Raw genomic sequence first — 18,069 nt, 5'->3', positions numbered from 1 at the left:
TGACATTCGTCAACACCTTCTTTGTTACATAAACGTAAATGGGTTTGTGTCTACTTTTGAATCAAATACTTCACACTCAAAGTTTTTCGCTTCAAAAAGACTGTTTAATACGCGTGTTACACCTTGTCTCATGACTTTTTCAACATGATGACCAGGATCTACAACGTTTAATCCCATTGCCATTGCATCATGCGCAACGTGGAAATACAAATCACCTGTTACATAGGCATCTGCTCCGCTAAATTTTGCGTTTGTAATATATTTGTTTCCGTCTCCGCCAAGAACAGCTACTTTTTTCACAGTAGCATCCATAGACCCTACTACTCTGACACCATCTACATCCAATGCTTGTTTAACGTGATCGGCAAACTGTTTTAACGTCATCTCTTCTTTTAACTTACCAATTCGTCCAAGTCCAAGCGTTTCGCCCGTTTGTTCCACTGGATAAATGTCATAGGCTACTTCTTCGTAAGGATGAGCACTGAGCATGGCACGAATAATTTTATTTTGTTGACCCGCTTCAAAAATAGTTTCAACTTTTGTTTCATTGACACGTTCTAGCTCTTCTTTTGAGCCAATGTATGGATTGGCTTCTGAAGAAGGTTTAAATGTGCCTTCGCCTTCTGTTGAAAACGTACAGTCGCTGTAAAGGCCAACATGTCCAGCTCCCGCATCACAAATAGCTGTGCGCACTGCTTCAGCGTCATTTGAAGGAACAAATACAGCTAGCTTTTTCAATTGAATCGACGTTGTCGGAACCAGCACTTTTGTCTCTTGTAGCCCCAACGCTTCGGCTAACAAGTCATTTACTCCGCCTTTAGCTATATCTAAGTTTGTATGAGCAGCATATACGGCAATATCATGCTTAATGCATTTCTCTAAAATACGTCCTTCAGGACGATCTGTAACCACTTGTTTTAGAGGTCTAAAAATAGGAGGATGATGAGCAATAATTAAATCCACTTGTTTTTCAATTGCTTCGTCTACGACCGTTTCAAGAACATCTAACGTTACCATTACTTTTTTTACAGGCTTGTTTAACGTTCCAATCTGTAAACCAATTTTATCTCCTTCAACCGCTAAATGCTTGGGAGAAAATGATTCAAATGCCTCAATTACTTGAAATCCGTTAGGGATTTTACTCATTTTAACGCCTCCTCAATTAATGAGATGTCTTGGGTAAGTTTTTGAAGTTTTGCTTTGCTTTCCTCTGACTGAGCCTGTTCCATTTGACTGACAATTTGTTTAAGATGATTTAGTTCATGCGTCCACTTTGTCATAAAAGCAGAAGAGCGCTTTTCTTTTAAAATAGGGCCCATTAACACACCGGCTTCCACTTCCCCGTTATACGGAGCTAAAGGGTTTCCAGGTTCAGCGACGATGACTTCATACATACGACCGTCTTCTTCAATGATTTTTTCATCAATGATTTCCCAGTTGTGTTGAATCAGCCAGCTGCGAATATGATGTGAACCAATATTTGGCTGAAGCACAAGTCTTTTTACTCCTTCTAATTTTGCCTTTCCTTCTTCTAAAATCATCGTAATAAGCGTTCCGCCCATTCCGCAGATTGTAATACAGTCTACTTCATTCGGCGATATTACTTCTAGGCCGTTTCCTTTTCGAACATCAATAACATCCGTTAAGCTTGTTTTTTTCACCTGCTGAATAGCCGATTGCAGGGGACCTTCTGTAATTTCACCTGCTACAGCCCCGCTAATATATCCATTTAAATAAGCAAAACATGGCAAATACGCATGATCTGAGCCAATGTCTGCTATCTTTGCTCCCAAAGGAATCGACTTTACTACTTCTTCAAGTCTTGCTGATAAGTTTAATTCATTCATTTTGTCACCTATTCTCTATGTGATTACTGTTCATTATTTTAACATAGATAGCTGCATGATTCCTATTTCTCTTCATGTTTTCCTTCTAGCTGAATGCGTATAAAAACATCATAAAAAAAAAGCCTGCTTTATAAATGAGCGGCTTTCCAGAAAATCATGTTTCTGAACTCTATTTAATTTCGGATACCCATTTAGCCATTTCCTTCGCTTTTTCCGGTGGAACCAGCCCGGCCGGCATGTTTCCTTTACCGTTTACAACAATATTTGCAATTTCGTCTTGAGAAACTTTTTTCCCAATTCCTTTTAACGAAGGACCTACTCCACCTTGATACTGATCACCGTGACAACCAATACAAGTTTTTTGATAAATTTCTTCTGGTTTAGCTGAAGCCTGCTGTTCCGCGCCACCGCCTTCTTTTTCAGCCGCGATTTCTTTTGCATTGTTCAATCCGTTGAACGAAAGCGTTAACATTAAGGCAATCCCAATTACCGCAATTAATAAAAATGGTATTAGCGGATTTCGCTTCACTCACTATACCCCCTTTATGTATTCCCATCCCTAGAAATAACAAAATAGTATAAGCACTTTTATTTTACTTGAAAATGCTCATAAGTGAAAGGGTTTTATTTACATAATTAACTAATTTATTATTGCTTATCTTAACAGCCAATTTGCCTTGCAATAACAGAGCGCTGAATTTCCGAAGTTCCTTCTCCAATTTCTAAAAGCTTGGCATCCCGTAAATACCGCTCCACGTGATACTCTTTCATGTAGCCGTATCCTCCATGAATCTGCACAGCTTGACTGGCTACTTCCATACAAATTTCAGAAGCATACAGTTTACACATAGCTGCTTCTTTCGTAAATGGCTTTCCTTGGTCTTTTAACCACGCTGCTTTATACACCATATTTCTTGCTAACTCAATTTTCATGGCCATATCAGCTAATTTAAACTGAATCGCTTGAAACGATGAAATAGCTTTCCCAAACTGCTTTCTTTCCTGCGCATATGACAGTGCTTTTTCATAAGCCGCTTGAGCGATTCCAACGGCCATTGCCCCAATTCCAATTCTTCCCCCGTCAAGCGTCATTAGAAATTGTTTGAATCCTTCTCCTCTTACACCGAGTAAATTCTCTTCAGGCACTTCAACATCCTCTAAAACGAGTTCAGTTGTATTTGAAGCATGTAGACCCATTTTCTCGTAATTGTCTATTACAGTAAAACCTCGAGCTTCTGTGGGCACGATAATAGCTGAAATTTCTTTTTTACCTTCTGTACGGTTTGTAACAGCTGTTAAAGCTAAAAACTTTGCATAGCTGGCATTCGTAATATAGCATTTACTTCCATTAATCCTAAATGTTCCATCCTTCAACACTGCTTCGGTCTCCGTTCCCCCCGCGTCACTTCCTGCGTTCGGTTCGGTTAAACCAAACGCTCCAAAAGATTCCCCGGAGCATAAAGCAGGTAGGTACTGTTCTTTTTGCTCCTTTGTTCCGAATAAATAAATAGGTGCCCCCCCGAGCGAAACATGAGCTGAGTATGTAATTCCTGTAGAGCCACAAGCTTTACTTAACTCCTCTACGACAATAGCAAAACTAACCGTATCTGCGCCTCCGCCACCATACTCTTCAGGAAAAGGAAGGCCCATTACACCAAGCTCACTTAACTTTTTAAAAACATCAAGCGGAAATTGCTTACTTCGATCGCGCTCTAGTGCATTTGGTGCTACTTCAGCTTCTGAAAATTCTCTCAGCGTCCGTTGAATCATCTTTTGTTCATTGGTTAATTCATAATTCATTTTTATTCCCCCTAAAAATGTATACGCTTACATTATCTAATTATAATTCATTTTTGTAAATTTTCTCAACTTTTAAAACGTTTTAATTTTTTCATGTTATAATAGAGGAGTATTCATCAAGGCAAGAATAAAATGAGAGCGATTCCATTTTTTTCGGATGTTTAAATGAAATTTGAACATCTTACGCTTCTATAACAAAAGAATATAAAGGAGCATTTGCAAAACGAAGGACAATTCAGTAAAATATATGAAAGAAGAAAAGTTGGTAAAAAAATCAATATACTTCTTTAAAATGCGTTTTCATGAAATTTATTCCATAAAAAAACAGACAGCCTCTTTCCGCAGGGAAAGAAGCTATCTCATAAGCGCTATTTACGCTTTTATCTATTCTAAGAAATCTTTTAAACGTTTGCTTCGACTAGGGTGACGGAGCTTGCGAAGCGCTTTAGCTTCAATTTGACGAATACGCTCACGCGTTACGCCAAATACTTTTCCTACTTCTTCAAGCGTACGCGTACGCCCATCGTCCAGACCAAAGCGGAGTCTAAGAACATTTTCTTCGCGATCTGTTAACGTATCAAGGACGTCTTCTAACTGCTCTTTTAATAATTCATATGCAGCATGTTCAGAAGGTGATGTTGCATCCTGGTCTTCAATGAAGTCACCTAAATGAGAATCATCTTCCTCACCAATTGGCGTTTCAAGAGAAACCGGCTCTTGGGCAATTTTTAAGATTTCACGAACTTTTTCTGGTGTTAAGTCCATATCTTCTGCAATTTCTTCAGGAGATGGTTCGCGACCTAAATCTTGTAGAAGCTGACGTTGAACACGAATTAGTTTGTTAATCGTTTCAACCATATGAACAGGGATACGAATCGTTCTTGCTTGGTCAGCAATCGCACGAGTAATAGCTTGACGAATCCACCATGTCGCATACGTACTGAATTTATAACCTTTGCGATAATCAAATTTTTCTACCGCTTTAATAAGACCCATGTTTCCTTCTTGAATTAAATCAAGAAACAGCATACCGCGTCCAACATAGCGTTTAGCGATACTTACCACAAGACGTAAGTTTGCTTCAGCAAGACGACGTTTCGCTTCTTCATCGCCTTCTTCAATACGTTTTGCTAAATTGATTTCTTCCTCTGCCGACAATAAGTCAACGCGTCCGATTTCTTTTAAGTACATACGAACTGGATCATTAATTTTCACACCAGGAGGTACACTTAAATCATTTAAATCAAACTCTTCTTCTTTTGACAGTTCTTGAATATCGGGATCGGCATCGTCATCATTTGCTTCAGATTCACTCATTACTTCAACACCTTGTTCTCCAAGGTATTCATAATATTCATCCATTTGATCGGATTCAATTTCGAAGTTCGCCATACGCTCTGCAATTTCTTCGTATGTTAGCACACCACGTTTTTTTCCGATTTCGGTCAATTGATCTTTTACTTGTTCAATTGTTAAATCTGAATCAAGTTGTTTTGATTGAGCTGATTTTTCAGCCATCAGATCCCCTCCTTCCAAAATTTTAAGGAAAACCTTCTAAAAGTGGGACTAATACGCAACATCGTTTATTTTAACGTTTTTTTCAACTGTAAAATTTCCATTGCTATTGTCGCAGCTTTTAAATAATCTTTTTGACGCTCTGCTTCTTGCTTTTCTGCTTCTTTTTTTTCTATCGCTACCCTTTGTGGATAAATCAATATCGTTTGGATATAATCATTCAAAGCTTGCTCCGACAATTCATCATTGATTGACATCATCGCCAATTCTGAAGCTAGACTAGACAACGAAGATTCGGGCAACCGCTCAATAAATCCGCTCGGATTAGGCTCGTGTCCTTCCTCGTAATAGGCATACAAATATAGAACAAGCGCACGATGTTCTTCGACATTGAACTGACCTTGAAGTCGGTCTTGAATTCTAAATGCTACATCCTTATCTTTCAACATATGAGCGATCAAAAAACGTTCTGCATTTTGATAAGCCGGTAATAAGCTTCTCTTTACGACTGGTTGTCTATTTATATTATTTCGATTTGGAGAATCATTATCCTTTTTCTTTTTTTCCGTTCGATACACTTGATACTGCTGTTCTTTAAGCGCATCTAATGAAATGGAAAACTCTTGTGCCAATTGGCGTAAATAATGATCTCGCTCTACAGCTTTTGTAAGGAGGCTTATTTCTTTCAAAACGTCTTCAATGTATTGCATACGTTCAGATTCATTTTGTAGATTTCGCTTTCGGCGGAGATACCTCATTTGAAATGCCATAAAGGTCAAGCTGCTATTAATAACATCATTTTGAAACTTCTCTGCCCCGTATTCTTTAATATAATCATCCGGGTCATAACCATCCGGCATCACAGCAATCTTAACGGTACAACCCACATTTGTTAAGATAGCAGTTGCTTTGTGCGCTGCTTCAATTCCAGCAGAATCTGCATCATAGCAAATGATAACGGACTCTACATTTCGGCGAATAATTTTGGCTTGTTCTTCTGTTAAGGCAGTTCCCATTGTTGCAATTGCGTTTGGGCACCCCGCTTTAACAGCTGAAATAACATCTGCAAATCCTTCAAATAAAATAACCTGCTGATTTTTGCGTATATGTTTTTTAGCGCGGTGAAAGTTGTAGAGTGTGCGACTTTTGTTAAAAATAGAAGTTTCGGGACTGTTTAAATATTTAGGCTGCCCTTTTATCTCTTTTAGCAGGCGCCCTGAAAATGCAATTGTTTTGCCTTGCAAGTCAGCAATAGGAAACATAATTCGATCGCGAAAACGATCAAAGTACGTTTCATCTTGGTTGCGTTTAATGATTAAACCTGCATGTTCCATCTCTTGCGGATTAAACCCACGTTTTGTTAAGAACTTACTTACAAATTCCCACGAATCTAAAGCAAAACCTATCTCAAATTCATCGATAATTTCTCGTGAAAACCCTCGATTTATTAAATAATCATAAGCATCTTGGCCTTCTTTTGTATTTACCAATAAATGATGGTAAAATTTCTTTAAAAGCTCGTGTGCTTCAATCATTTTATTGCTAGGCTTTTGATTATCTTCTTCATGAGGATGTATCTCATGTTCAAAAGGAATGTCTCCTTTTTCAGCAAGCTGCTGAGCTGCTTCCGTGAAGGACAGTCCTTCTAATTCCATTATGAATGAAAATGAATTCCCTCCTGCACCGCATCCAAAGCAATGATAAATTTGTTTATCAGGCGATACTGAAAAAGATGGTGTGCTTTCCCCATGAAACGGACAGAGTCCAAAATAATTGCGCCCTTGTTTTTTTAGTTGTACATAATCGCTTATGACGTCGACAATATCTACTGAATGCCGAATACGGTCGATTACTTCATCAGGAATTCGATTTGCCATAGTAACAGCTCCGTATTTCATATAATATTCTTCACTAAGTGCTAAATTCCTGCAAGTTTCGACAACATTTTTTCAAAAGCTTGAATGAAATGCTGGCGATCTTCTTCACTAAATGCCTTTGGGCCTTTAGTATGACGCCCTGACCGTCGCTCTTTTGCAGAAACATAGCGAAAGAAAAGCACCGTATTCATTTCGTCGTCATTATAGTACTTTCCACGAGGAGACAGTGCGTAAACCCCTCGACTTACTAACATGCTTGCTAAGCCAGTATCTTGAGTTACGACAATATCCTGCTTGGCTGCGTGATTTAAAATATATAAATCTGCGGCTTCCTTTTCTGCATCTACATAGACCCATTTTCCTGGTGTAGGATTTGTTTGCATGTGAGCATAGGAAGCAACAAACACAAGCTCGATGTCATATGTATGTGTAAGTTCAACGATTTCTGCTTTAACAGGGCATGCATCAGCATCGACAAAAACTTTACTTTTTCTTTTGCTATAACTCTGTATTCTACATCCCTCCAGAGATTCCTTCTAACAATTTGTTATTTCCTGTAGATGGCATTTGTCGAATACTTTTTTCGATTTTGACTTGACTTTTATATAAATAGTTTATTCGTTCTTAACAAAGTCTAAACCTAAAACTATTCTTTTTTATCACAATTTTTTATTATAATATAAACAACCTATATTTTCTATACCAAAGTCACTTGTTTTTAAAAGTTCTGTCATATTCATCTTTGGTATATTTTCTTAGGCCTACAGCATACAAACATAAGAAAGCAATCTCCTTTCTGTCACGCACAGAGGAGATTCATCGTTTATTTCTTTTTGATGGTATTGAGAATGATACCAGCTGTTTCTTCTACGGCTCTGTTGGATACATCAACCACTTCACAGCCAATCTTATCTACAATTCCTTGGAAGAATTCAAGTTCTTCTTTAATACGGCCAATATTAGCATAAATTGCTTTATCGTTTAGCCCAAGAGACTTTAAACGCTCTTTACGAATATCGTTTAATTTTTCAGGACTGATAGTAAGCCCTATACACTTCTCAGGTGATACGTGAAACAGCTCTTCTGGTGGATCTACCTCAGGTACAATCGGAACGTTGGCTACTTTCAAACGCTTGTGTGCTAAAAACTGAGAAAGAGGTGTTTTAGATGTTCTTGATACACCGATTAATACGATATCCGCTCTAAGAATGCCTCTTGGATCACGCCCATCATCATATTTCACTGCAAATTCAATCGCTTCTACTTTCTTAAAATAATCTTCGTCTAACTTTCTAGCCATTCCAGGCTCATAGCGAGGAGAAAGTTGATAAGAAGATTGAATTTTATCAATTAAAGGTCCAATAATATCAAATACCTCTACCCCGTTTTTGGACGCTTCTTGAATTAAAAATTCTCTCATTTCGGGCTTTACTAGCGTAAAGCCAATAATAGCGTTGTTCAACTTCGCTACTGAAACCACTTCTGAAAGTGTTGCGATGTCCTCTACGTAAGGTACTCTTTTAATTACAAAGTCCGTCATATTGAACTGACTTGATGCAGCCTTTACAACTAGTTCAGCTGTCTCACCTACAGAATCCGAAATGACATAAAGACATGGGTTGTTCATATTTTGTGCATCCCCTTTTTAATCCTTTTTCACTTATAATACTTCATCATTTGCTAGTGCTACTAGTAATTTTGTAATATTTGTTTTGGTAATGCGTCCCACCACTTCAAAATTGCCGTCTCCCTCTTTAATAACGGGCATAGCATCAATCTGTTTTTCAATTAAGATCTTAGCAATATCAATTAACAAATCTTCGCGATAACAATATGTAATGTTGGGCATTCTCGTCATGATAATATGAACAGGAATAGATGTGAGCTCTTGCTTTCCGATACTCGCGCGCAATAAATCTTTACGCGACAGTACTCCCACTAGCTGTGATTTCTCATCCACTACAAAAAGGGTCCCCACGTCTTCTAGAAACATTGTACAAATAGCATCATATACCGACACATTTTCGTTCACGACTACAGGGATAGACTGATATTCTTGCACCTGTATTTTTTTTATTTTATCTGTAAGAAGCTGTGCTCCTGTTTTACCTGTGTAAAAGTAACCTACGCGCGGTCGCGCTTCTAGATAACCAGCCATTGTTAAAATAGCCAAGTCCGGTCTTAGCGTGGCCCGCGTAAGGCTAAGCTGATCTGCAATATGCTCGCCTGTAATAGGGCCTTCGTCTTTGACAATTTGTAAAATTTGTTCTTGTCGTTTGTTCAGTTCGATTGTACTCACCACCTAATCATTAAATGTGACATACTATTTATAAAACATTATATACTTTTTAAGCAAAAGTAAAAGCTATAACTTATTAATTTTAGCATTTTATCTTTTTAGAATGCCGTTTATTTTACCATGGCTTCTCAAAAAAAGCAGACATTACGCTTACAATAAGCGAAACTATCCCTTCGCTCCACAGTAAAAAGGGTGTCCTCTACACACTACGAGGCACCCTAGCGACAGCAATTCCTTGCATATCACTGATTATCTTTTCTATTTCTTATCAGAGAGCGATTGTTTTAAAGACTCCATCTGATTCAAAAACCGCTTTGTTTTTAAAAACAATCCTGAATATTCTTCATAATATTGATCAATTACAAACTTTAATTGTTTTTTTGTTTCGGGTTTAACAGAAATAGAACCTAACCGCTTTAAATCAATGTAATAAAATAGCCTTAATAGTTTAACCGTCATCGGACTAATTTTCAAATGATAAGGATCTTTTTCTAAGCATCGATGACAAATAAACCCGCCTTCTCGAATGGAAAAATGAAATGTTCCTTCACCTTGATGGCAGACTGCACATTCATTTAATGTAGGATGAAGACCTAGAACGTTTAACATTTTCATTTCATAAATAAATGTTAAGATCTCTGCATCATACTCTTCGTTCATATAATGAATGGTTTGGTGCAGCAGTTCAAATAGAAATGGATTTGGTTTATTGTTCTCAGTAGCTTTATCTGTTAATTCAAGAATATAAGAAGCATACGCTGTTGTGAAGATATCTTCGCGTATGCTTCTCATAGATGAGATAACTTCTCCTTGATGGAGAGTACCCATTCCTGAACCTGCTTGTATAAAAAAGTATCCATACGTAAATAATTGTGTGACGGAAGCTAAGCGACTACTGGGCTTTTTTGCCCCTCTTGCCATAAGACCCACTTTTCCGAGTTCACGTGAATAAATGGTGACAATTTTATTTGATTCACCGTAATCATTCGTTCGAATGACAATTCCTTCGCACTTTTTAAACAATCATCATCACCGCCATCTTACAGAAGGCTAAGACAAGGGAGAATTGAGACTTTCGCTGTTGTCCTCATATGTTTCGGGTCTTTCTTTCACTTCATTTTCAAGTTCCTTAAAAATGAGATAAGTATCAATGCTACCTGTTTGTGAAAAAATGTTCCAAGTAAAATTCAACATAGAACTCCCACCTTTCTAACCATAAAGATCAGATACATATTTCAATTCCTTATGTTTAGAATAGCCTTCCGACGTAAAATCATGTAACACAATTTTTTACAAATTACCTTCTTTTATGAAGGGGTATAAATCGACGCCAACAAGAACTCAAATGATTAATATTCGTCTTCTCTAAATCCAAAGTCACGGAGATGCGACGCTCGGTTTCGCCAATCTTTTTGCACTTTTACCCATAGTTCTAAAAATACTTTTGAACCTAAAAGAGCTTCAATGTCTGCTCTTGCTTTTCTTCCTACCTCTTTTAACATCTTTCCTTGCTTTCCAATTACGATGCCTTTTTGTGAATCTCTTTCGACGATAATTGTAGCGCCGACGTAAACAGCGCCATTATCTCGTCTTTGCATAGAATCCATTACAACGGCAATAGAATGAGGTATTTCTTCCCTCGTTGCATGCAGTACTTTTTCACGAATTAATTCCGTAATAATAAAGCGCTCTGGGTGATCTGTTACCTGATCTGCCGGGTAATACTGCGGACCTTCCGGCAATCGCTGCTTGATTTGATCAAGCAAGCGCTCCACGTTATTTCCTTGTAAAGCTGAAATTGGCACAATTTCAGCGAAAGGATATAAGTCTTTATAATTCGTGATAATTGAAAACAATTCGTCTGGATGAATTTCATCAATTTTATTAATCACAAGGAAAACAGGCGTTTTTGTATCTTTTAAACGCTCGATAATAAATTCATCGCCTCGACCTAAACCCTCTGTTGCGTTAATCATAAATAAAATTAAATCTACTTCTTTAAGCGTATTTTGCGCTACCTTCATCATAAAGTCGCCTAATTTATGCTTTGGTTTGTGAATTCCTGGTGTATCAATAAACACAATTTGCGCCTGATCTTCCGTGTACACACCCTGAATTTTATTTCTAGTTGTTTGCGGTTTGTCACTCATAATCGCAATCTTTTGACCGATTACTCGGTTCAAAAAAGTTGATTTCCCTACGTTTGGTCTTCCAATAATTGAAACAAAACCTGACTTAAATTCATTATTACTCATGTAAATCCTCCGATGAAAATGCTCCTGGAAGTAATTCTTCCACAGTTAGTTCTTGTATGTTATTTTTTAAATTGGTTAATATAACTTTCATTTCTTTTGGACAAAGCTCAGAGATTACTTGTCTGCATGCTCCACACGGAGAAACAGGACGATCAGTATCAGCTACTACAGCAAGTGCTGCATACTCTTTATCTCCTTCTGAATAGGCTTTAAATAAAGCCGTACGCTCAGCACAATTGCACATGCTATAAGCCGCATTTTCAATATTGCAGCCGCGATAAACCTTTCCATCTTTCGTCAATAAAGCTGCACCAACTTTAAATTTTGAATACGGTACATAAGCCATTTCACGAGCTTTTTTCGCCTCATCAATCAGTCCGGTCTTATCCATTTATTCGCTCTCCTTTTGCGCTTCTACATGTCTTTTAACTTGTCCTTTTTTATTATACCACGGGGGTGTAAAGAACCAAAAAGAATCCTTTTTAAAACAAATACTTTAAGAAAATAATTCCTCCTATAAGGACAGCAAAACACGCATAGACCAACACCGCTGCTGCGGCTGCATCTTTTGCGTGTTTTGCTAGTATGTGATATTCAGGAGAAACTAAATCGACAACTTTTTCCACCGCTGTATTCATTAACTCTAAGCTGAACATGCCTGCAATGAGAAGCAGCACAACCGTCCATTCACCAGCTGTAATTGACAGCACGGCTCCTAAGAGAAGGACGATGAAAGAAGCTGCTACGTGAATTTGCATATTTCTCTGTGTTTTACAAACATAGAGAAACCCTTCTATTGCATAACCAAAGCTACTGACAACTTTAGCTATCCCTTTTTTATCGCGAGAGTCCATATTGTTCTAAAATATCTTTTTGACGTGTAAACATCTCTTTTTCATCTTCTGATGTTTCATGGTCATACCCAAGCAAGTGCAAGAAACCGTGAACCGTTAAGAATCCTAGCTCCCTCATAAACGAGTGATTGTATTCTTCTGCTTGCTCATGAGCTTTTGGAATCGAAATGACAATATCCCCTAGGACCCTTGGCATCTCATCTCCGATAATTTGCATTTCATCTTCGCCCATTTCTTCTAGCGCAAACGATATTACATCCGTTGGCTGATTTTTATGGCGGTATTGATGATTGATTTCTTGAATTCGATCATTATCCACAAATGTAACGGATACTTCTGCATCCTCTTGCAGATTTTCATATATAGCAGCGGCTTCAAGCAGCTTCTCAAGCTCTTTTTGCTGCTGTTCACTCACTTCGTTTGTTTCATCAATAAAATCAATAACTAAACTCATACCTTCACCTTCTCTTTTTTTATCTCTGGATATTCGATTCGGGAATGAAAAATCCCATTTAAAGTTTCACATAGTGCTTGGCGAATTAACTCTAATTCTTTGAGCGTTACGTTACACTCGCTAAGCTGCTCATCCTGCAGGCGATCTTTAATAATATTTCGCACCAAGTTTTCAATTTTTTCCGGAGTCGGATTGGACATTGACCTTACGGCTGCTTCTACACTATCAGCTATGCAAATAACCGCTGCTTCTTTCGACTGAGGCTTTGGTCCAGGATAGCGATATTCTTTTTCATCAAGTTTTTCTTCTGTTTGTTCAAGTGCCTTATGATAGAAAAACTTAAGCAGGGTCGTTCCGTGATGCTGCTCTGCAATATCTACAATCTCTTTTGGAAACTTGTGATTTCGCAAAATGGTCGCTCCATCTGTAGCATGTGCGATTATAATATTTTTACTAGTCTTCGGACTTAGTTTATCATGCGGATTGGTAATATTCATTTGATTTTCAATAAAATACTGCGGTCGCTTCGTTTTACCAATATCGTGGTAATAAGCCCCCACTCTCGCTAATAAACCGTTAGCTCCTATCGTTTCGCACGCCGCTTCAGATAAGTTTGCCACCATTACACTGTGATGATACGTTCCCGGTGTTTCGGTTAAGATTTTACGTAATAGCGGATGATTAGGACTCGATAATTCAATCAGCTTCATCGTAGATAAAATGCCAAATCCACTTTCAAAAAACGGAAGCAAACCTATAGTTAAAACGGAAGCAATAACACCAGATGCAATTGACATCATACTGTAATAGCCAAGCTCTACAGTGCCAATTTGGCCATTTTTAATAAAAATAATAGCAAAGCTGATAATTACGTTTACCATAGCCACAAATAGACCTGCCTGCAAAATCCGTGAACGCCTGTGCTGCCTGCTTAAAAATAAAATAGCAGCAATATTGCTAATTAAAAAGTAGATCCCGATGTTCATATTAAACGAGGTTGTCAATTCACCATTAAAAATAATGCTTCCACAAATAGCAAATACAATGCTTGATAAAATAGCAATGCGTTCATCCATTAAAATTCGAATCAGCAAACCTCCCACTGCAACAGGAGCTAAGAAACCTATTTCCGATAAATCAATTTGCTGAAACACGCTTAAGATTTTCATGAGGCCAATCGTAATGGTTGCTACCAATACATACAACAACAAGGGCTGATATGTCTTGGTGTGAAATTCACGCAAATAGTAAATGAGGCCCGCTATCATCATCACAATCAGCAAAGCTAATCCCGCAAAAGGCTGAATAGATCCTTTATTATTCAACAATCCCGCGAGCTGGAGCTGACGATATATATCAGGATTAATAAGCTGATTTTCTTCTACAATAATCTGACCTTGTTTAATTCGAACAGGCTCCACTTTTTCCACAGCTGCTTGACGGTTTTCAGCTGTTTTTTGGGGATCATAAATCACATTTGGAATGATAGCGAATTTAGCAATTGCATTCATTGAATCCTTTAGAGAGTTGCTGACATTGGTGTAAACAAGCTGACCTTCTACCTGGTCTTTTTTCTCTTCTACATCGCTAATCTTCACTTGATCTTTCATCACATGATGAACGGCTGTAACTACAGCGTCTTTCGCAATCGATAAATCACTGTTAGAAGACTGAAGCAGCTGCTTGATGGTATCCTTTGGCAAGTTTTTTTGAATGTCTTCAGGAAGCTTGTCCTCTAACATTTTTTGTTTGGTTTTTAATACGGCATCGATACTGTCATCTTCATGATCTTCTTTTTCATATTCTGTATTAACTTCCATCATCGCATCAAAAATAGATGCAACAAGATCGACTTGGTTCTGTGCGTATTCTGTTTTTTGTGTATACACATCTTCAACGGCTTGTTCTGCCTCTGCCCGTTTTTTCTCTGTGCTCTCTTTATCTTCAATGGTAACGGGTGAGTAAATGGTTTGCGGGGAAATAGACAATAGTCTGAGATCTAATTCCTGCGGCTTTACATTGCTATACATAGACGCAAACATCATTATACCTAACAAGGCATATAACCCAATTTGAATTAACCGTAATCGCTCGATCTGTGCCATTGTTTGCTTGATTATCCGAAACGTTGACACAAACGTACCCCCTTTACAAAAAATAGACCCTATTAAGAAAGGGTCTTTTGGTCAGCTTGTTCGTACGCTTGAATGATGCGTCCCACAAGTGGATGGCGCACAACATCTGACTGTTCTAGATGAACAAACGAAATACCTTTAACATTGGTCAGGATTTTCGAGACAGCCGCTAGACCAGACTGAGCTCCTTTTGGTAAATCAATTTGTGAAATATCTCCTGTAATCACCATTTTAGACCCAAATCCTAGTCGTGTTAAAAACATCTTCATTTGCGCCATCGTGGTGTTTTGTGCTTCGTCTAAGATAACAAACGCATCATCTAGTGTACGACCTCGCATGTAAGCAAGGGGTGCTATTTCAATAACTCCGCGTTCGATTAGGCGTTGCGTATGTTCTGTTCCTAATACATCATGTAATGCATCGTACAGAGGCCGCAAGTACGGATCTACTTTTTCTTTCAAATCTCCTGGCAAGAAGCCAAGACTTTCACCTGCTTCAACAGCAGGACGTGTTAAAATAATACGCTGTACGTGACCATTTTTAAGAGCATTAACGGCCATGACAACGGCTAAATACGTTTTACCGGTACCAGCAGGCCCAATTCCAAATACCAAATCATTTTTCTTAATAGCAGAAATGTAGTGACTTTGTCCTAATGTCTTAACACGAATAGTCTTACCTTTTACGTTTTTACCAATCTCTTCTTCATATACATCTTCAAAAAACTCGAGAGAATTTTTCTTAGCTAATTGAATCGCATACACAACATCTCGTTCAGATATGGAAATATTTTTGCGGATAATGTTCAGTAACTTTTTAAGCATTTCTTCCACTAGCTGAACATTTTCTGTACTTCCGGAGACTACAACAGTCTCACCTCTTGAAATGATCGAGACCTGCATTTCTTCTTCAATTCGCTTTAAATTCGCATCTTGTACGCCAAATAATGAAATGGCTTCGTTTGAATCATCAAGTTGTACGTTAATTGTTACTAGCTGTTCTGACATTCATCAATCTCCTTGAATAATTGGTTGAGTGTTCGCAATATTTTCTATAACTTGGTAATGTATTGATAATCTAACTTTACCATTGTCCTGTTCTTGGTGCAAAACTTTTTCACCTTTTATTTTAGCATCCTCACCTAAAGTTGATAGTAATTTTTTTCGACCGATTTCCAAAGCTTTTTCCACCGCCTCTTGTTTAGAATAGACGCGCTGCGAATTCTGTTCTTCTCGTACAGCAACTTTCTCATACGACAGAGGTAATTTCCATTTAAAAAAATAGAGTGGATGCTCCACTTTTTCTGTCACCTTTGAGCCGTATTTCTCTTTGTTAAAAGCCCAAAGAGGCATTTTAAAAGCTTGAAAATCTAAATAGTGCTTCGTATATCCATTACCCGTTAATACTTGAAAATCAGTTTTTAAAGGCACTTCCACCTCAGACTTATACCATGTTTCACCGTAGACTTTTCCTTTAGCAGCTACTACTTTTTTATTTTTTTCGTTTCCAATAATACCGGAAACTAAGACCTCGCCTTCGTTGACAAAATCATTAACCTTGACTAAAGGTTGTCCTTTTTCGACAAACAAATTCGTAATAATAGCTTTCTTTTTAGCAATTAAATGTTGGTAAGGTGTTTTTTGCTGAGGCTTGGGCTCATTTTTTTCAACCACTTGGAAGTGATAAGAAGTGCCGCGCACTTCTACTCCCACCCAGGTAATATTGTTCATATTATCCGTTAAATAGCGCTGAATTTTTTCAGGACTCTCTAACAGAAATTGAAACTCTCCTCTTTTTACACCTATTTTGGCCAGCTGCTTCGTCATTTGATGTTCTGTTTGTGGTTCTGCACCGCTAATTTCCACTTTCCACACCATGTTGGAAAGCAAACCAAGAATAATAAAAAAAGAAAGAAAACCTAAAGCAAATCCACTATTTTTAATCACTCGTTTTGTTAAAAAAGGAAAACCTCGGCCTCTTATAAAATAAATTTTACAGTCTGCGTTGCGAATTAGTATACGAATTTTCTTTACATCTTTCAATAATATCGTTGCTGTCGCTAGCTGACCGTCAACTTTATGGACATTCGAAATCATAATCTGTTGTCTCACACAATTATTTAAAAAACGTTCAATTCCTTTTCCAACAATTCGAATACGTACGGTACCAATAACAAAGTTTGTCCATCCATTCTTCATTTTTTTCCTCCTTGTGTTATTGTTCTAAATAAAGAACTTGATTGATTTTACCTTCTAAAACCAGTTCTTCTGGCAGTATTACTTTAATGACCAGTCCTTCACCTCGAATTAACATTTGTCCCTGTTTTAGTAACACGCGTATTTCAGTATCAGAAAAGGCTAATAAACCTTTATGATTTTCAATATAAATGTGTATTTGTCCAACTAACGTAATACGGGGAAGATCCATTAATACATCAGCGGGTAGTTCCATTGTTTTTGTCATCCATCTTTTCATTTGGTGTCTCCACTTTTTGCTCATAAAAAGAACCCCCTTTCATCTCATGTTTATGAGAAAGGGGGTTAATGTATCACATCTATTTATCGTTTATATTTACGTTGTTTCGATTTTGGCGGCCCTAGAATTTCGGACCATATCACTCCTTGAACAGCTTCTTTACGAGAAATGGGCTTAAAAACGTTTTTCTCATCAGATATTTTTGGTTTTTCAACTGCGATTTTCTTTTGAATAGAAGGTTCATGATACGAACGGTTTTTTAGCTCTTCCAGTTTTTCTTGCAAAGGATTTGTTTCCGCTGAAGGAACAGTTTCTGGCTCCATACGAGCTGTTTTTGGCTCTTCTTTGACAGGGCGATATCTAGGTCTTTCCCGCCTTGAAGGATTGTTTACAGGAGGCATAGGAGCTCTTTTAGAACGCTGCTGTTCTTCCTCTTTTGACTGAGCCATAAAACGCTGCACAACGTTAAAAATAATCCCTCCAATGATGACAAAAATGAAAGCATTATTAATAATTAGTTTAATAAGCGTTTCAACGATATTCATTAGGAGAAAACCT

General features: G+C 37.7%; 20 protein-coding genes. All 20 read right to left on the bottom strand.

Annotated features, from left to right (window positions below; all coding sequences use genetic code 11):
* Positions 1-24: 24 nt before the first annotated feature.
* Positions 25-1,146: a Nif3-like dinuclear metal center hexameric protein gene (locus AC1VNJ_RS01825; protein ID WP_049166210.1), complete on the bottom strand. Its 1,122-nt coding sequence runs from the start codon at positions 1,144-1,146 to the stop codon at positions 25-27.
* Positions 1,143-1,847 carry a tRNA (adenine(22)-N(1))-methyltransferase gene (locus AC1VNJ_RS01820; protein WP_154991833.1) on the bottom strand — a complete coding sequence of 235 codons (705 nt, stop codon included), beginning with the start codon at positions 1,845-1,847 and terminating at the stop codon, positions 1,143-1,145. Before AC1VNJ_RS01820 ends, AC1VNJ_RS01825 begins: the two co-directional genes overlap by 4 nt.
* 169 nt (positions 1,848-2,016) lie before the next feature.
* Entirely contained in the window at positions 2,017-2,376 is a 360-nt protein-coding gene (gene cccA, locus AC1VNJ_RS01815; RefSeq protein ID WP_028411641.1) for a cytochrome c550, read from the bottom strand.
* A gap of 131 nt (positions 2,377-2,507) precedes the next feature.
* Complete coding sequence (locus tag AC1VNJ_RS01810; protein WP_028411642.1) at positions 2,508-3,647, bottom strand: acyl-CoA dehydrogenase family protein; 1,140 nt, start codon at positions 3,645-3,647, stop codon at positions 2,508-2,510.
* A 384-nt stretch (positions 3,648-4,031) separates the two neighbouring features.
* Positions 4,032-5,165, bottom strand: a complete 1,134-nt coding sequence (gene rpoD, locus AC1VNJ_RS01805; protein WP_013059219.1) for an RNA polymerase sigma factor RpoD — start codon at positions 5,163-5,165, stop codon at positions 4,032-4,034.
* A 65-nt stretch (positions 5,166-5,230) separates the two neighbouring features.
* Positions 5,231-7,039: a DNA primase gene (gene dnaG, locus AC1VNJ_RS01800; RefSeq protein ID WP_016765586.1), complete on the bottom strand. Its 1,809-nt coding sequence runs from the start codon at positions 7,037-7,039 to the stop codon at positions 5,231-5,233.
* Positions 7,040-7,080: 41 nt separating this feature from the next.
* The gene (locus AC1VNJ_RS01795) at positions 7,081-7,551 is read right to left on the bottom strand and encodes a YaiI/YqxD family protein (RefSeq protein WP_028411643.1); all 471 of its coding nucleotides are present in this window, start codon (positions 7,549-7,551) and stop codon (positions 7,081-7,083) included.
* A 311-nt stretch (positions 7,552-7,862) separates the two neighbouring features.
* Positions 7,863-8,666 (bottom strand): pyruvate, water dikinase regulatory protein, encoded by an 804-nt coding sequence (locus AC1VNJ_RS01790; RefSeq protein WP_014458195.1) that lies wholly within the window; start codon positions 8,664-8,666, stop codon positions 7,863-7,865.
* Between the two features lie 33 nt (positions 8,667-8,699).
* A complete protein-coding gene (ccpN, locus tag AC1VNJ_RS01785; protein ID WP_025750542.1) occupies positions 8,700-9,338 on the bottom strand; it encodes a transcriptional regulator CcpN in 639 nt (212 codons plus the stop codon).
* Positions 9,339-9,596: 258 nt separating this feature from the next.
* Positions 9,597-10,361 (bottom strand): DNA repair protein RecO, encoded by a 765-nt coding sequence (gene recO / locus AC1VNJ_RS01780; RefSeq protein WP_033579683.1) that lies wholly within the window; start codon positions 10,359-10,361, stop codon positions 9,597-9,599.
* A gap of 27 nt (positions 10,362-10,388) precedes the next feature.
* Positions 10,389-10,532, bottom strand: a complete 144-nt coding sequence (locus AC1VNJ_RS01775) for a YqzL family protein (protein WP_014458193.1) — start codon at positions 10,530-10,532, stop codon at positions 10,389-10,391.
* 155 nt (positions 10,533-10,687) lie between these two features.
* Positions 10,688-11,593, bottom strand: coding sequence for a GTPase Era (gene era / locus AC1VNJ_RS01770; protein ID WP_013059225.1), 906 nt, complete (start codon positions 11,591-11,593; stop codon positions 10,688-10,690).
* Positions 11,586-11,984: a cytidine deaminase gene (locus AC1VNJ_RS01765; RefSeq protein ID WP_033579682.1), complete on the bottom strand. Its 399-nt coding sequence runs from the start codon at positions 11,982-11,984 to the stop codon at positions 11,586-11,588. Before AC1VNJ_RS01765 ends, era begins: the two co-directional genes overlap by 8 nt.
* Positions 11,985-12,075: 91 nt before the next feature.
* Entirely contained in the window at positions 12,076-12,447 is a 372-nt protein-coding gene (locus AC1VNJ_RS01760; RefSeq protein WP_016765589.1) for a diacylglycerol kinase family protein, read from the bottom strand.
* On the bottom strand, positions 12,431-12,901 hold the full coding sequence (ybeY, locus tag AC1VNJ_RS01755) for an rRNA maturation RNase YbeY (RefSeq protein WP_033579681.1): 471 nt from the start codon (positions 12,899-12,901) through the stop codon (positions 12,431-12,433). The genes AC1VNJ_RS01760 and ybeY overlap by 17 nt, the downstream gene beginning before the upstream one ends.
* Positions 12,898-15,006 carry an HD family phosphohydrolase gene (locus AC1VNJ_RS01750; RefSeq protein WP_182028503.1) on the bottom strand — a complete coding sequence of 703 codons (2,109 nt, stop codon included), beginning with the start codon at positions 15,004-15,006 and terminating at the stop codon, positions 12,898-12,900. Before AC1VNJ_RS01750 ends, ybeY begins: the two co-directional genes overlap by 4 nt.
* Before the next feature lie 62 nt (positions 15,007-15,068).
* Entirely contained in the window at positions 15,069-16,043 is a 975-nt protein-coding gene (locus AC1VNJ_RS01745; RefSeq protein ID WP_033579680.1) for a PhoH family protein, read from the bottom strand.
* 3 nt (positions 16,044-16,046) lie between these two features.
* The gene (gene yqfD / locus AC1VNJ_RS01740) at positions 16,047-17,234 is read right to left on the bottom strand and encodes a sporulation protein YqfD (RefSeq protein WP_028411649.1); all 1,188 of its coding nucleotides are present in this window, start codon (positions 17,232-17,234) and stop codon (positions 16,047-16,049) included.
* Between the two features lie 16 nt (positions 17,235-17,250).
* Positions 17,251-17,535: a sporulation protein YqfC gene (gene yqfC / locus AC1VNJ_RS01735; RefSeq protein ID WP_013059232.1), complete on the bottom strand. Its 285-nt coding sequence runs from the start codon at positions 17,533-17,535 to the stop codon at positions 17,251-17,253.
* Between the two features lie 59 nt (positions 17,536-17,594).
* The gene (locus tag AC1VNJ_RS01730; protein WP_482640269.1) at positions 17,595-18,056 is read right to left on the bottom strand and encodes a hypothetical protein; all 462 of its coding nucleotides are present in this window, start codon (positions 18,054-18,056) and stop codon (positions 17,595-17,597) included.
* Positions 18,057-18,069 lie beyond the last annotated feature (13 nt).

This window comes from Priestia sp. 3CA3, assembly GCF_056836725.1.
The sequence above is the reverse complement of the archived record's forward strand: the minus strand, read 5'-3'. Positions and strand labels throughout refer to the sequence as shown.

Bases quoted from the DNA above. Each gene is read 5' to 3' on its own strand.
- AC1VNJ_RS01825 (WP_049166210.1), bottom strand. From the start codon at position 1,146: ATGAGTAAAATCCCTAACGGATTTCAAGTAATTGAGGCATTTGAATCA.
- AC1VNJ_RS01820 (WP_154991833.1), bottom strand. From the start codon at position 1,847: ATGAATGAATTAAACTTATCAGCAAGACTTGAAGAAGTAGTAAAGTCG.
- AC1VNJ_RS01810 (WP_028411642.1), bottom strand. From the start codon at position 3,647: ATGAATTATGAATTAACCAATGAACAAAAGATGATTCAACGGACGCTG.
- rpoD (WP_013059219.1), bottom strand. From the start codon at position 5,165: ATGGCTGAAAAATCAGCTCAATCAAAACAACTTGATTCAGATTTAACA.
- dnaG (WP_016765586.1), bottom strand. From the start codon at position 7,039: ATGGCAAATCGAATTCCTGATGAAGTAATCGACCGTATTCGGCATTCA.
- AC1VNJ_RS01790 (WP_014458195.1), bottom strand. From the start codon at position 8,666: ATGAACAACCCATGTCTTTATGTCATTTCGGATTCTGTAGGTGAGACA.
- AC1VNJ_RS01775 (WP_014458193.1), bottom strand. From the start codon at position 10,532: ATGTTGAATTTTACTTGGAACATTTTTTCACAAACAGGTAGCATTGAT.
- era (WP_013059225.1), bottom strand. From the start codon at position 11,593: ATGAGTAATAATGAATTTAAGTCAGGTTTTGTTTCAATTATTGGAAGA.
- AC1VNJ_RS01765 (WP_033579682.1), bottom strand. From the start codon at position 11,984: ATGGATAAGACCGGACTGATTGATGAGGCGAAAAAAGCTCGTGAAATG.
- AC1VNJ_RS01760 (WP_016765589.1), bottom strand. From the start codon at position 12,447: ATGGACTCTCGCGATAAAAAAGGGATAGCTAAAGTTGTCAGTAGCTTT.
- ybeY (WP_033579681.1), bottom strand. From the start codon at position 12,901: ATGAGTTTAGTTATTGATTTTATTGATGAAACAAACGAAGTGAGTGAA.
- AC1VNJ_RS01750 (WP_182028503.1), bottom strand. From the start codon at position 15,006: ATGGCACAGATCGAGCGATTACGGTTAATTCAAATTGGGTTATATGCC.
- AC1VNJ_RS01745 (WP_033579680.1), bottom strand. From the start codon at position 16,043: ATGTCAGAACAGCTAGTAACAATTAACGTACAACTTGATGATTCAAAC.
- yqfD (WP_028411649.1), bottom strand. From the start codon at position 17,234: ATGAAGAATGGATGGACAAACTTTGTTATTGGTACCGTACGTATTCGA.
- yqfC (WP_013059232.1), bottom strand. From the start codon at position 17,535: ATGAGCAAAAAGTGGAGACACCAAATGAAAAGATGGATGACAAAAACA.
- AC1VNJ_RS01730 (WP_482640269.1), bottom strand. From the start codon at position 18,056: ATGAATATCGTTGAAACGCTTATTAAACTAATTATTAATAATGCTTTC.